The organism is Thermogemmatispora tikiterensis (assembly GCF_003268475.1).
GTDB classification, from domain to species: Bacteria; Chloroflexota; Ktedonobacteria; order Ktedonobacterales; family Ktedonobacteraceae; genus Thermogemmatispora; species Thermogemmatispora tikiterensis.
Map to the genome: position 1 here is coordinate 2635546 of NZ_MCIF01000002.1, position 14355 is coordinate 2649900.

The following is a 14355-nucleotide window of genomic DNA, read 5'->3' on the forward strand; positions in this document are numbered from 1 at the left end:
TCAATGGCCGCAAGTAGTCAGTCAGAGAGGCTGGCAGACCGCAGCCACAGGGGTCTAGCGCAGGCCAAGCAACTCGCGCGCAATAATCAGCTGGCGAATCTCGGTTGTCCCCGCTCCAATCTCCGCCAGGCGGGCATCGCGCCACATGCGCTCGACCTCGAAATCGGTGGTGTACCCCCAGCCACCATGAATCTGCAGCGCCTCGTTTGCCGCCCGCCACTGAGCACGAGCCGTAAAGAGCAGGGCCGCCGCCGCCTCTTTACTGACGCGCTGCCCCTGCTGCGCCAGCCACAAGGCTCGATGGGCCATCAGCCTGGCTGCTTCCAGATCGGTATACATGTCGGCCAACTTGGCTTGAATGAGCTGAAAGTTGGCGATGGGCTGCCCGAATTGCTGACGCTCACGAGCATACTTGAGCGAAAGCTCCAGCGCAGCTTCGATCCCACCCACAATGCTGACCGCGAAGAAGGCCCGCTCCAGATCAAGCCCGCTCATGACCACCCGATAGCCCTCGTTGACCCGGCCCAGAACGTTCTCCGCCGGCACAAAGGCTTCCTCAAAGACTAACTCCCCCGTGGGCGAGCCATGCATACCGACCTTTTCAATCTTGCGCGCCACATGATAGCCCGGCGTCTTTGTCTCGAAGAGGAAGGCGGTAATGCCACGACTACCGGCCTCTGGCTTGGTTTTGGCGTAGACAATGAGCAAATCGGCAATCGGGCCATTGGTGATAAAGACCTTCGTACCGTTGAGCACGAACCCCCCATCAACAGCGCGCGCCATCGTACGAATACCCATAGCATCGGAGCCGGCATCAGGCTCGGTCAGGGCCAGCCCGCCGATCATCTCGGCTGACGCAAGCTTGGGGAGATAGCGCTGCTTCTGCTCTTCCGTTCCATTGCGCAAAATATTATGGGCACAGAGATTCAGATGCGCTCCAAATGACATGGCGATGCCCCCATTGGCCCGCCCAATGGCCCGCGCTACCAGGGCAGCCATCAAGAAGTCGCCGCCACTACCACCGTAGCTCTCAGGGATACCAATGCCGGTATAACCCTGGGCTGTCAGCTTTTGCCAGAGCCAGCGCGGGAAATCATCGCTGCGCTCAAGTTCCGGCGTCAGCGGCTTAATCTCACGGAGGGCAAACTGCAGAGCGCTTTCGTAGGCCAGTCGGTGCTCTTCAGGGAGTTCGAAGTCCATCGTCGGCTTTATCCTTTCTCTCAGCGGAAACGGACTGCGCTTGTGTGCTCTATCTTTTGTGCGGCAAGTCGCGTATACTCTATTATATGATGAACCAGGCCAGCATCGACCCTCCCTCTGGAAAGCGAACCAAGTATGCTGAATACAGCTTCTGTGCAGGCCGTTGAGAAGGCCCGCTTCTCGCAAGCATTCGTCAGGCCACTCTACGACACCTATTGCTTTGCCAACATTCCAGGTACCATCCTGACCTTGCTGACTGGCGCGGGCGAGAGCACCCTGCCCATCGATGTTTTGGGAGCACTGCCCCAGCGCTATCAACGGCTGATTCTCTTCTTTATCGACGGCTTTGGCTGGCGCTTCTTGCAACGCTATGCCGAGCGCCATCCGTTGCTTCGACTGGCCCTTGACGAGGGCACGGTCTCGCTTCTCACCTCACAGTTTCCTTCGACCACGGCAGCCCACACCACAACGATTCACACCGGCCTGGAAGTGGGCCAGAGTGGGATCTATGAATGGACCTATTATGAGCCACTGGTCGATGAAGTGATTGCTCCCCTGCTCTTCTCATATGCAGGCGAATTCACGCGCGATACACTGATGCAGTGCGGCCTACCGCCCTCAGCCTTTTATCCACAACAGACGCTTTACGAAAAGCTGGGGAGCCACGGTGTGCGAAGTACGATTTTCCAGCACCGTTCCTATACCCCATCGACCTTCTCTACTGCGGTCTTTCGAGGGGCGCGCGTCTACGCCTTCGACACCCTCGCCCAGGCTCTTGATGAGCTGCGCGAGCAGCTCCTCTCAGAGGATGCCGATGAGACAACGCCAGCCTACTATCTGCTCTACTTCGATGGGATCGACACCGCCGGTCACCGTTTTGGTCCCGATTCCCCGGAGTTTGAGGAGGCGGTCACACAGTTCTGGAGCCTTCTGGAAACGCATTTTTACCGACCACTACACGCTAAGCTCTCCGAGACGCTTCTGATGTTCACCGCCGACCACGGCATGGTTCCCGTTCGCCCGGAAACCACCTTTTATCTGAATGTGCAGCTACCGGCACTGGTTCCCCTCCTCCGCACCACACGCCAGGGCCGTCCGCTGGTAGCCGCAGGCTCGGCACGCGACATGTTTCTCTACGTGAGAGACGAAGCCCTGGACGAGGCTCTGGCCCTACTAAGACAGGCCCTGGCTGGCAAAGCGGAGATCTATCGAACGCAGGAGCTGATCACCGCCCATTTCTTTGGCCGCCAGGCCCCCAGCGAGGTCTTTCTGAAGCGTGTGGGCAATGTTGTCATCTTACCTTATGAGGGGGAAAGCGTCTGGTGGTTTGAAAAAGGACGCTTCGAGATGCGTTTCCGAGGCCATCACGGCGGCCTGACCCCGGCGGAGATGCAGATCCCCTTGTTGCTGCTGCCGCTTTGAAAGCCGACCAGCGTAGGAAGGGTCCAGGCCCTCGCTAGAGCGCCAGAGCGAGGGGAGCCTGTCCTTGCGGCTCCCCCCACAGCGGGCCTGCCCTGCTCTTGTGAGCAGAGATTTGGGCCGCCCTCACTCGTAACGCAGCACCTCTAGTGGACGCACACGCACCGCTCCCCAGGCGACAAGGGCCGCTACCGCCATCGAGAGAACCGCAGCCCCGACGATCAGCGCCAGGACGATGATCTCGCTGGTGCCCAGATTGAAATTAAAGACGAAGTGACCCAGCAGACTGAGTGCCAGACTCACCAGCAGCATAGCGAGGAAAGCCCCTACACCAGCGACGGTGCCGTTTTCAAGCAGGACCTCACCCAGGATCGAACGGCTGGTATAGCCTACCGCTTTGAGAATACCCAGCTCACGCCTTCGCTCTAGCATGGCCAGGCCCACAGCATTGGCAATAATGACGATACCCGCGAAGAGCGAGAGCGAGGCGATGGCGCTCAGCGTCAGGATGATATAGCTCAGGAACTGGTTCACATAATCGCCAAGGTTCGCCAGATTGGTTACTGAGATGGCACCGGCAATGGCTTGCATGCGATCGAGGGCCTTGCCCAACTGGGCCGGATCGATCTTCAGGTAGTAGATGTTGGTGGCCTGGCCGCCAGGGCTGAGCGCACGCACCAGATCCAGGGACGCCAGCATCGCCCCAGAGGAGGCAAACCCTTGTGAGCGGTAAATGCCCACCACCGTCACTGTACGAACCAGCTTACCATCCTGGCTGACCAGGGTGAGTTTGCTGCCGAGATGGAGGTGGTTTTTCAGAGGAGCAAGCTGGAGAGCAGCCTGGGGCAAGAGCACGTTATCGCTAGCGGCATCCGCTGCACTGAGGTTGCGCCCCTGGACAACGGTGACTTCTTGAGACGGCACCTGGCCATGTGCCAGATCGTAACCTTGCAGGCTTCCCAGGTAGAAGAGAGCAGCCTGATTTTCAAAGTTGTTCGGATTCGAAGACGCAGTTGCATTTTGGCGCAACAGCGTCTGCAGCGGCACCCCGTCGATCGTCAATGGCAAGCAGGAGGTTATGATCAGATGCTGTCGATTCTGAACGCCGGGCACGCTGCTCCATTGCGCCTCTAACTGCTGAGCCTGGCGATCGTTAGCGGTCACAATGACATTAAACGAGACGATCCGCGCCAGCGAAGAATTAATGGCATCGCGCAGGTCCTGCCCCAGAATCAGGATTAGACCAACCGTGAAGATGCCAACGAAGAGGGCCAGCATCGTGGTAGTGGTACGCGCCCGCTGCCGTCCGATATTACGCAAGGCCATCTTGATATTGGCCTTCCAGGTGGCGGGTAAGAAGACTACCACTAGCCCAGCCACGGCTGCCAGCAAGAGCAGCGAGCCAAAGACGGGCAGCACCAGGGTGATCAGGCCGGCAATCACCAGGGCCACCACAATCAAAGCGAGAAAGCCAATATTGAGCCGCTCCGGTACCGGCAGCAGACTAATGACAATAACAGCCAGGACAAAGAAGAGGCTGAGCAGGCCGAGGAAGATGAAGGTCCCATAGACGACGCCGATTCCCAGCCCAACGTTGTTGTTGAGCACTACAATAGCCATGCCACAAAAGAGCAGCGAGAGCAACAAGAGGAGACCAGCCGTGAGAGCATAACTGCCAGGGCGAAAGCCCTCCGGGAGATCGCGGATAACGCTCAGTGGGCGAATATTGGCCGCCTGAACGATCGGCATCAGACCAAAGATGAGGGCGGTCCCCAGACCGATGAGCACTCCACCTACGAGGATGAGCGGGTCAAAGCTGACTGGCAGATTGAGCATAAAGAGGTGCATGATCAGGCCGCGCGCCAGCAGACTGACCCCCAGGCCGATGGCAGAGCCAATCACTCCCCCAACGAGTCCAAGCAGGCCGGCCTCCAGACCAAAGAGCAGGTAAAGATCGCGCCGTCGATAGCCAGTGGTCTTAAGCATGGCGATCTCAGTGCGCCGTCTCAAGAGCAGCACCTGCATGGTGTGAACAATACCCACTCCTCCAATAAGCAGCGCCAGTAAACCAGCGATCTCCAGGAACTTGCGGATATAGTCAACCTGCTGCTCATCGGCCTTTAAAGCGTCCGTCGCCGTCTGCGTCGAGGCGTAATAGAACTGGTTCTGAACAGCCTTGGCTACTTGATCAGCACGAGCTTGATCGTTATTAGTCGATATATAAATGCTGTCATAAAGCAAAGGCTGGTCAGGGGCAGCTGTCTGATAGGTAGCCGCCGATAGGTACATAGTACTGCCCGCTGTGGCGGCCAGGCCCTCATCGGCGATGACGCCGGCAATGGTGACATGGAAGATGCTTCCAGTACCAGTAGAGCTGTCAGGGCTGACATAGATGGTGAGACTATCCCCAACCTTGTAATGATATTGATCCAGAAAATTCTTGGTTACCACCACCTGCTGCCCCTGGACCAGGCGAGCAAAGCTGCCGTCGGTGGGCTGGAGGAAGGTAGGTGAGGGAACCACAGGGAAGGTCTGAGGGTCAATCACGATGAGAGAGAAGGCCTCACCAATACTTGCCGACAGTCGCGTCGAGGCGCGTGCCGTAATCACCGGGGTATAGGCGCTGATTTCTCCCTGCTCTTTGAGGCGCTCAAAGAAGGCCAGATCAGTGTTGTTGAAGGGATGAACATAGGCAGCGACCGCAACATCGCCCCCATTGGCCTCACGCACGTTGCTGGTAAAGGCCAGATTGATCATCTGGCCGACCAGTTCAAGCGAGACGATGGCCAGCACACCTACCGCAATACACAGAATCGCCAGCACACTGCGCTGACCACCCCTGAGAAGCGAACGCCAGGCATACTTGAAGTAGAGTGAGGCTTTCATGAGCGGATTGCCTCCTCCCTGAGCACCTCGATAGCGGCAATACGACCGTCAATAATGCGAATGGCCCGATCGGCGTGGCTGGCCACCGTCGCATCATGCGTGGCAATAATAAAGGTTTTGCCAGTGGTCTGGCGCAAGTAAGCGATCAGCTGTAGCAGCTTCTCGCCGTTAGCAGCATCCAGATTCCCAGTAGGCTCATCAGCGATCACCAGGGGAGGATCGGTCGCAAGCGCGCGGGCAATGGCAACACGCTGCTGCTCGCCCCCAGAAAGCTGCGTCGGGCGATGATTGAGCCGGTGCGAGAGGCCAACCAGCTCCAAGAGTTCCCGCGCCCGTGCGGCTGGCGACCCCTTGTGCTTGCCGACGTAGAGGGGGATTTCAACGTTCTCTTGAGCCGTGAGGGTGGGGATCAGGTTGAAGGCTTGAAAGACCATGCCGATTTTCTGGTTGCGCACGGCGGCCAGCCTGCCCTCACTCATCTGCGTGACATCGATACCATCAATGATGACCCGCCCACTAGTCGGGTTGTCCAGGCCGGCAATGATCCCCAGTAAGGTGCTCTTGCCCGAACCCGAAGGTCCCACGATGGCAATGAACTCCCCTTGCCTCACGCTGAAACTGATACCGCGCAGAATCTCAATACGCTCGTGACCGAGTGGCAGGCTGCGCGTTACCTCCTCAACCTGCAAGATGGTCTTCCCCAGCACTGAAGATCCCTGCTCACCGACCGCTGCCGCCGCAGGCTGGAGTTTGGACTGGCCTGTACCCTGATCGCCTTGCGCTCTTTCTTCCATCACAGTGATCTCTCCTTCTGTCCCGGTTACATTTGACAAGTGGTTGCTCGCTCTGTCTCCTCACCTTTCCCTCACAAGGCATATGATACCCCCCCCAGAGGGAAGAGGATAGCTGGTTGCTCGCCCGGCGGCGATCTGCCGATCCTCCGACTGGCTATAGCTTATTGTTATAGCTTTCGAATTTATAACATACTGTTATCTGATCTGTCAAGGGGGCAATAGTGCCTTAATTAGGGCAATGTGGAGCTTTCTCGGTGCACATTGGTCAAAGTCTGGCGCCAAGCCAGGGGGACGGGGCGGCCAGAGAGAAGGGGACACCGGGCTGCGTCGGTCCAAGAGTCCGGGATAGGCAAGTATCATCAACTATGCTATACTGCACAGGAACTCATCGTACAGCCTTGACAGAGGAAACAGCGAGCAACTGGCAAGAATCGAACAACAGCGACCGCCTGCGCGCATCAGCGGCCCGGTCCACACAGCCTATAAGCAATGTTGCTGGCTTCGGCGCGTTTTGGCAGGCGCTGGTCAAACCCAATACCATCTCTTTTCCTGAGTTTCCTTCCCCGGGATCTCAGCAGTGCGGGCAGGACGGCAAGGAGAGCCAGCGTCCGTGCAAGCGGGCAACGGGGAGGGGAGCCAGGCAGAGAGCGAGGAGAACGTAGACGCTATGCGTAGAGGAACAGCCCTACTCCTCCTGCTGATCGTCATCCTGGCAGCCTGTGCGGCCTATATTGACTGGCCCAATACGCCGGGTATCCACATTCTGGGGATCAACCACGATTTCAAGGTCAATCTGGGACTGGATCTGCAGGGAGGCGTACGCGCCTTATTGGTGCCATCTAACCCCAATGAACAGGTGACCGATGAGACCATCCAGGCCGCCCGCAATCTGATTGAGCAGCGCGTCAATGGCGGTCTGGGCGTATCGGAGCCGAGCATCCGTGTGCAGCAGAACGGTAACCAGTACAGCATCTCAGTGGAGCTGCCGGGCTTCAACACCGGTAACCAGACGCAGGCCCTGCAGACGCTGCTGCAGGCGGGCAACCTCGAATTCTGGGATACTGGCTCGACTCCGCTCACCGAGAATAGCACGTTCGACCCTAGCCAATATACCAGCACTAACCCGGGCGGCAAGCCCTGGTTTACCGGCAAGGATCTCGATCCCAGCCAGATCGGCGTGAGCACGGACTCGTCAGGTCAGCTGCAGATCAACTTTGCCATGAAGGGTGACGCTGTCTCCAAATTCGGCCAGTTCACTCAGCAGCACATCGGCGACTACCTGACCGTCACCCTCGACCGCAAGGTTATTCAGTCTGCAGTGATTCAGAGTGCCATCAACGGCCCAGGGGTCATCACCGGTCGCTTTACCCTCCAGGAGGCCCAATCGATCGCGACGGTCCTGCGCTACGGAGCCTTGCCCATCGCACTCAAGATCGCTAGCCTGCAGACAGTCGGTCCTACACTGGGCACCGACTCGATTCAGAAGAGTCTGATCGCCGGGGCCATTGGTCTGAGCATGGTGGTGCTCTTCATGCTTCTCTACTACCGCCTGCCCGGCCTGCTGGCCGATCTGGCCCTGGCGCTCTATGCCGGACTCACCTTTGCTGTCTTCAAGCTTATCGGCGTCACTCTGACGCTGGCCGGAATTGCCGGCTTCATCCTCTCGATTGGCATGGCGGTGGACGCCAATGTCTTGATCTTTGAGCGAGTCAAGGAAGAGCTACGCGCCGGTCGCTTACTGGCAGCAGCGATCGATGCCGGCTGGAAGCGCGCCTGGCCTTCGATCCGTGACTCCAACTTCTCTACTATCATCACATGCCTGGTGCTCTTCTTCTTCGGCAACACCTTCGGCGCCACGATCATCAGCGGTTTCGCTACTACGCTTATCCTGGGCGTGCTGATCAGCATGTTCACTGCCATTGTGGTGACACGGACCTTCTTGAACGTGCTGGTGCCGACAGGAGTCATCAACCATCCCGCCCTCTTCGGTCTGCCCGCCGGCTCAATCGCGGCGGCGACTGCAGGACGGCGTAGCTCGCTGTAAGAGGAGGCTGCCGTGTTCAGGCTCGTTGAAAAGCGCTATCTCTTCCTGGCGCTCTCGCTGCTGGTGATCGTACCTGGTACCCTATCCCTGATCTTTAAAGGGCTTAATGTCGGCATCGACTTCGCCGGCGGATCTTCTCTCAGCCTGCGACCAGAAAAGCAGCTAACCATCACAACCGTGCGTAACCTGCTTAGACCCTTCCCACTCAAGGATGTGCAGGTCCAGCTCGGCAACGATCAGACGCTGGCCGGCAAGGGTACGGTCTGGGTACGCTTGAATACGACAATCGACAGTACAGTTCAGAACGCGATCAAGAAGGACCTGCAGACGCTCTATAAGAGCACGAGTCTGGGGATTACCTTCGATGACCTGGTCTACAGCGGAAAGAAGGTCACGATCGTCACGGTGACCAACTTCCCCACAGGGGTCACTCCCAAGGTGGAGGACATCCGCAATGCTCTGAGCAAGCTGCCTGATACGACCGATACGACGAAGGCCACCTCCTCTAGCAGTGTCTCGTCAGCCACTCCTACGCCGACCTCGGGGCCTTCGGTAGCGCGCACGCCGACCCCAACGGCCAGCGCCCCAACCAAGGCAACGGCTACGGCTGCGGCTCAGGCAACGGCTACGGCTGCGGCCAAGCAGGTGACGCCTACCGCCACGGCGACTGCTACGGCTACGCCAACCGCCACGCCGTCGAGCAGCTCTAGTAGTAACGCGGCCACCATCCCAGTCAAGGTTATGGACATCCGTCAGGGGACCACGACCCAGACGATCAATATTCTGACAGTGACCCCTCTGGATGCCAATCTGCAGGCCGCGATCGAAAGCGCCTTTATCAATCAGGGCAATACCTATGTGCAGCTGCTCCAGACGGCTACTGTTCAGGGGTCGGTGGCAGCCGATACACAGCGCAATGCTATTCTGGCAGTTGTCGCAGCCTCCATTTTGATCCTGCTCTATATCTGGTTCGCCTTCCGCAAGGTGCCGCGTCCCTGGCGCTATGGTGTCTGCGCCGTGCTCGCGCTGGTGCACGACGTGCTGGTGGTGCTGGGGGTCTCTTCGATTCTAGGCTGGACGGTTGGATTCCAGGTTGACTCGCTCTTTATCACCGCCTTGCTTACGGTGATCGGCTTCTCGGTTCACGATACCATTGTGGTTTTTGACCGCATCCGTGAGAACATGCAGCGGCGCACCGTTGAAACGTTCGAGGAGGTGGTGAATGCCAGTCTGATACAAACAATGGCGCGCTCGCTGAACACTTCGCTGACGGTGCTCCTCACCCTGGCTGCGCTGACGCTTTTTGGCGGCGTCTCGATCCGACCTTTCACGGGGACGCTGCTGCTCGGCATCTTCAGCGGCACGTACTCGTCTATCTTTAACGCCAGTATGCTGCTGGTAATTTGGGAGAAAGGCGAGCTTGGTCTGAGCTGGCTACGAGCCCGTTTTGGCGGTGCAGGTGCCACTGCTCCGAGTGGGCGTCGCGCTCGCGAGCGCGAGCTGACTTCGACCCGCGGCTAACCTGCCGATATCGCCTGCGAAGCATGTACCTGCCTGGTTCACCTTTCCTGGCTGAGCGGACCAGCGATCCAGGCAGAAGCATACGCAAGAAAGCATCAACTGGCTACTCTTCAGGTCTCTCCTGAACGAGTAAGAGGTAGAGAACGGTTATGCTCACTGGCATTGACCATGTGATCATCGGGGTCAAGGATCTGGAGGGGGCGAGTGCTCTCTTCACCGAGCAGCTGGGTTTGACCGTCTCTGGCGGCGGGCGCCACCCCGCCGCCGGGACGGCTAATCGTATTATTGTGATCGGCGACACCTATCTGGAACTGATTACGGTGATAGCGCCGGATGAGGCTCAGCCTGCTATGCTGGAACGCCTCGCCAAGGGAGAAGGCTATTGGAACTTCGCTCTGGCGTCCGATGCGATTGAGGCAGATTGCCAGCGAATGCGAGCACGCGGGGTGCCCGTGCTAGGCCCCACACGCGGAGAGCTACGAGCCAGCGATGGCCGCTCTCGCTCCTGGCTACGCGCCGATATCGAGCGTCCCGACCTGGCCCAGCGCTATCCTTTCCTGATCCAGCACGACAGCAGCGGAGAGGAGCGCCGTTTTCGCCTTGCTGGCTGGCAGCAGCCACCTCACCACCCATTGGGGGCGGTGCGCGTCTCCAGTGTGACGATCGCTGTGGCCGATCTGGACGAGGGCCGGCGGCGCTTCAGCCACATCTATGGGCTGGAGGCCTCCCCTCCCTACACAGGCGAGGCCGACCACTGGGAAGCACTGCTGGCGGCTTTTCCTCTGGGGAATGGCTTCCAGAGCTTTGAACTGGCCGCTCCTCTAGCGCTGGCCAGCGCTGAGAACTCGCTCGTTGATCCGCTCCCGGGCTGGGAGCAGCCTTTGCCGGAGCCAGCCAGTCTGAGGCACTTTCTCCAGAAGGTGGGCGAGAATCTCTGTCGGATGACGCTGGAGGTTGCCGATCTGCAAGCAGCCCGGCGCTATCTGGACCAGCACGGAGTAACTTATATGCTCCAGGAGCAGCCTCAAGCAGCCCTCTGGATTCATCCAGACGTTACGTGCGGAGCTGCTATTGTGCTACACCAACTTTCCTGAGTGATCAGAAGGGAAAGCCAGCACTTAGAAGTAGGTCAGAGCGCAGGAGCAGAAGTGAGCAGCGGCGGAGCAGGCGAGGCCTGGAGCCGGTCCGGCCAGCGCTCCGGCTGAGCTACCTATTTCAGCCTCCTCCTACTCCGCCGCTGCGATTTGAAAGCGCAGCTTTCGCTTGAAGACTTTCTCGAACAGATCGGCTTTTTCGTGAGCCTGGTCAAGCTCCTCATCAAGATCAGCCAGGGGGCGTGTCCAGAGTTGAATGGTCCAGCGCTCCCGGGTGCACTCTTCGGGTACACTGGCCAGACGCAGGACACGAGCATCGTGGTTGTAGTCGAGGGCATCGGCAATGCGCAAGAGGGCCGCGAGCATGGAGACGCGCTTACGCGCTGGGCGGCTCATGACCGCATATTCCTCGTGAGCCAGACTCGGCAAGGCTCTCCGATGATAGCGTGCAATGCAAGCAATCTCGTGACGCTCCTCGTCGGAAAAGTCAGGGAGCGGGGTCTCTTTGATGAGACGGAAGGAATGCTTGTGGTGACGCCGCTCTTCAACGAGCATGCCTGTGTTGTGTAAGAGGGCTGCGCGCTCTAGCAGACGCTGGGCTTTGGTATCAAGTCTATGCAACGATTCTGTGGCCGCAAAGAGCTGCAAGGAGAGGCGCGCCACATGACGGGCATGGGGCCAGTCTTCGACTTGCAATCCCCCGCTGAGCTGCAACTCTTCGGGTGTGGGCTGAGGAAGTTGCCACCACTCTAATTGATCTTCTATGGAATGCATGCGGTATACCCACCTTTATACGCCACGCTCTTCAACAGACCATGCTTTGTAGCATAGTTTTAACCTGGCGTTTACTATCCCTTTACCTGTTCTTATTGTACACCAGATTGACGAAGACTGCCGTGCAGAGAAGAACCAGCTTGCGCAGGCCTGCGAATGCCACTCCGCTCCGCTAGCTACGTAAGAGGGCTTGCAGCTCTTGTCGAAAGTGACGAGCTTCAAGCTCGTACCAATGTTGACGGAAGGTGAAGAAATGCACTTCGCGCTCTTGGAGGAGACGCGGTAGCAAGTGACGGAGGCTCTCCTGGACCACAGAAGGTGGCTCCCCCAGAGCCTGGAGAAGGCTTGCGGTCTCCGCCGCCTCATCAACAACGTCCTGTCCGGTCAGTATTCCTTTGAGCAAGGCAATGAGCACATCATGATCGTGGAGTCTTCCCAGCTCTTCTTGCAGTTGTTCCAGCTCTGCTAGAACAGCATGACACTCTTGCGGTAACACCTCCTGGAATAGCTCCAGCGTATAGCGAAGCCGTTTGACAGCAATACGTAGATGGTGCTGGTGCAGCGTGTCGCGCGGATCGTCCGCGGCCCGGCTCCAGCTATAGAGTTCTTCTAAGCGCTGCAAGGCGATTAGTCGCGCATTGCGTGCGGCAGGAGCACAGGGATCAAGACCTTTGACAGGCTGGGCTTTGGCCATTCCTTAACACTCCTCTTCTGCAAAGCAGGCCAGCAGTTGTGCACGCAATGCCTCGCCATCTAGCTCACGCAGATGCTTCTCTAGAACGGCGACTTGCTGACCACGCTGCTCCTCCAGCACGGCCAGCAGCCACAGGAGCGCCGGTCGATCGTCAGTCTCAGCTTCTGTCAGCAGTGCCTGCAGGTTCAGCAACAGGACGTCGCTGTCGCGCACAGTGCCGAGGAGAGCTGCAGTTTTTTTGAGGCGGCGATAGAGCTTCTTGAAGGCCACTGGCTCTAGATAGCCTTGATAGGCGTCAAGAGCCGCCCGCAGACGCCGCGAGGCCACGCGCATCTTATGGATCGCTTCCTCATCAGCTTCCTTTAAGAGGAGACGACGCCAGGAGAGCATTTTCTCCAGGCGCTCAGTAAGTAGGCGCCGACCATAGGCAAGAAAACTGTCTGGGCTGGCCCCCTCGGTCACTTGCTGCTGGTCCAGGGTCCGATCCTGATCACCGACAGCTCCCTGCCTCTCAACCTCGTGCAGCCAAGCTGGCCCGTAGCGCTCATAGGCTAGCAAAGCCCCCTCGCGAATGCCGTGGGGACTAATCAGTAGCTGATCCAACCCCAGACGCGCCAGCAGGGAGCGCAAGATGAGGGCACCGGCAGGGAGAATGCGGGCCCGTTTATAAGGCTGGCTGTAGCGTTCGGCGATCTCGCTCGCCGAGAGGGCCGCCAGCAGTCCCTCGCATTGCGCTAAGTCATCGCCGCTCAGGGAGCGCTGGTGAGACGGCAGACCAAAGGCCCGTTCAGCCAGCAGCCAAAGCGAATTGGCGCTCCCACCAGTGGCAACCAGCACGGGCGGGTAGTATGGGATGGAGAGCGCCTGCAGGTAATCGCGCAGAAAGGCTCGCGCGGTCGCACGTTCCTGACGGGTCGGAGGATCGGAGGTCAGATAGCGATCCAGCAGCCAGCCTGAGCCAATGGGCAGGGAGCAACGCCAGGTAATGCGCCCGTCGTGGGCAGTGACCAGCTCGGTGCTTCCTCCGCCAAGATCAACAACCCCGAGGTCAAGAGGAGCTCGCCCTGTGTGATAGAGTTCATAGGTGGCCCCATAGAAGGTCAGCACAGCCTCGGCTTCGCCACTGATGAGGGCCACCGGGAGCGCTACTTGCTGCTCAATTCGTTCGAGGAAATTCTCTCGGTTGCTGGCCCGGCGAATGGCCTCGGTGGCAATCAGAAGGATGGTTTCCGCTCCCAGGCGGCGAGCAAGGGCGACGTAGTGCGCAATGACCGCTAAGGCCTGTTCTATCTTTTCCTCAGAGATGGCGCCGCTGGCGTTAACGCTCTCCCCAAGACGCGTCAGGTCAAGCTCATCGGCAAGAATGTCCAGACGATCAGGCCAGCAACGGGCAACGACGAGGTGAATCGTGTTGCTCCCGATGTCGATGGCCGCTCGAATTGGCCGCGACTCTGCTCCCATAGATGCTTGTCTCGCTCTCTCTGCAGGACCTGCTTTTTCTGTCTGACAGCACGGTCTCCTCGAGGCCACCAGATTCGCCAGCTCCTTCGCGCTGCGCTGGCCGCTGGCAGAACCCAGGCCACCTCTCAGGCAAACCGACAATTGGCCGCTTTTGTCTCATTATAGCATGCTTGCCCGCGAGCCGGAGAAGAGGACCGGGATAAGCAGCCAATTGAAAAATTCTTCGGGAAACCCCTTGACAGAAAGCCCGAGTTGGAGTAATATAGCGTCACGGAACCGAAAGCCCCGCCGCTCAGGCAGATAGGCAGCGGGTCCCAGGCACGAGCCGAAGTGGTGAAACTGGTAGACACGCAACGTTCAGGGCGTTGTGCCTTACCACGGGCGTGTGGGTTCGAATCCCACCTTCGGCACCCTTCTTGAGCTGCCGTATGTGAGCAGGCTGAACAGGCCCGTTCACATACGGCAGCT

Annotated in this window: 8 protein-coding genes, 1 tRNA gene and 1 pseudogene; 5 read left to right on the forward strand and 5 right to left on the reverse strand. The window is 58.7% G+C overall.

What is annotated here, in order from left to right:
- Positions 1-54 precede the first annotated feature (54 nt).
- Positions 55-1200 carry an acyl-CoA dehydrogenase family protein gene (locus A4R35_RS10705; RefSeq protein WP_112429195.1) on the reverse strand — a complete coding sequence of 382 codons (1146 nt, stop codon included), beginning with the start codon at positions 1198-1200 and terminating at the stop codon, positions 55-57.
- Between the two features lie 135 nt (positions 1201-1335).
- Between A4R35_RS10705 and A4R35_RS10710 the strand changes: the two genes are divergently transcribed.
- Entirely contained in the window at positions 1336-2622 is a 1287-nt protein-coding gene (locus A4R35_RS10710) for an alkaline phosphatase family protein (RefSeq protein ID WP_112429197.1), read from the forward strand.
- Positions 2623-2745: 123 nt separating this feature from the next.
- Here the strand turns inward: A4R35_RS10710 and A4R35_RS10715 are convergent, their stop codons facing one another.
- A complete protein-coding gene (locus A4R35_RS10715; RefSeq protein WP_112429200.1) occupies positions 2746-5505 on the reverse strand; it encodes an ABC transporter permease in 2760 nt (919 codons plus the stop codon).
- Positions 5502-6299: an ABC transporter ATP-binding protein gene (locus A4R35_RS10720; protein ID WP_112429202.1), complete on the reverse strand. Its 798-nt coding sequence runs from the start codon at positions 6297-6299 to the stop codon at positions 5502-5504. The genes A4R35_RS10715 and A4R35_RS10720 overlap by 4 nt, the downstream gene beginning before the upstream one ends.
- A gap of 667 nt (positions 6300-6966) precedes the next feature.
- On the opposite strand from A4R35_RS10720, the gene secD reads away from it, so the two are divergent.
- From secD to A4R35_RS10735, 3 genes are all read left to right on the forward strand, one after another.
- Positions 6967-8343, forward strand: a complete 1377-nt coding sequence (gene secD / locus A4R35_RS10725; RefSeq protein ID WP_146747184.1) for a protein translocase subunit SecD — start codon at positions 6967-6969, stop codon at positions 8341-8343.
- Positions 8344-8355: 12 nt separating this feature from the next.
- The gene (gene secF, locus A4R35_RS10730) at positions 8356-9864 is read left to right on the forward strand and encodes a protein translocase subunit SecF (RefSeq protein ID WP_112429206.1); all 1509 of its coding nucleotides are present in this window, start codon (positions 8356-8358) and stop codon (positions 9862-9864) included.
- Between the two features lie 149 nt (positions 9865-10013).
- Complete coding sequence (locus A4R35_RS10735; RefSeq protein WP_112429208.1) at positions 10014-10958, forward strand: VOC family protein; 945 nt, start codon at positions 10014-10016, stop codon at positions 10956-10958.
- A 132-nt stretch (positions 10959-11090) separates the two neighbouring features.
- Here the strand turns inward: A4R35_RS10735 and A4R35_RS10740 are convergent, their stop codons facing one another.
- Both A4R35_RS10740 and A4R35_RS10750 read right to left on the reverse strand, forming a co-directional pair.
- Positions 11091-11732, reverse strand: coding sequence for an HD domain-containing protein (locus tag A4R35_RS10740; RefSeq protein WP_112429210.1), 642 nt, complete (start codon positions 11730-11732; stop codon positions 11091-11093).
- A 172-nt stretch (positions 11733-11904) separates the two neighbouring features.
- Positions 11905-13887, reverse strand: a pseudogene (locus A4R35_RS10750) (Ppx/GppA phosphatase family protein).
- A gap of 324 nt (positions 13888-14211) precedes the next feature.
- On the opposite strand from A4R35_RS10750, the gene A4R35_RS10755 reads away from it, so the two are divergent.
- Positions 14212-14297, forward strand: a tRNA-Leu gene (locus tag A4R35_RS10755).
- The last annotated feature ends 58 nt before the right edge of the window (positions 14298-14355 follow it).

Coding starts and splice junctions, on each gene's coding strand:
- A4R35_RS10710 (WP_112429197.1), top strand. CDS start 1,336: ATGCTGAATACAGCTTCTGTGCAGGCCGTTGAGAAGGCCCGCTTCTCG.
- A4R35_RS10715 (WP_112429200.1), bottom strand. CDS start 5,505: ATGAAAGCCTCACTCTACTTCAAGTATGCCTGGCGTTCGCTTCTCAGG.
- secD (WP_146747184.1), top strand. CDS start 6,967: ATGCGTAGAGGAACAGCCCTACTCCTCCTGCTGATCGTCATCCTGGCA.
- A4R35_RS10705 (WP_112429195.1), bottom strand. CDS start 1,200: ATGGACTTCGAACTCCCTGAAGAGCACCGACTGGCCTACGAAAGCGCT.
- A4R35_RS10735 (WP_112429208.1), top strand. CDS start 10,014: ATGCTCACTGGCATTGACCATGTGATCATCGGGGTCAAGGATCTGGAG.
- A4R35_RS10740 (WP_112429210.1), bottom strand. CDS start 11,732: ATGCATTCCATAGAAGATCAATTAGAGTGGTGGCAACTTCCTCAGCCC.
- A4R35_RS10720 (WP_112429202.1), bottom strand. CDS start 6,299: ATGGAAGAAAGAGCGCAAGGCGATCAGGGTACAGGCCAGTCCAAACTC.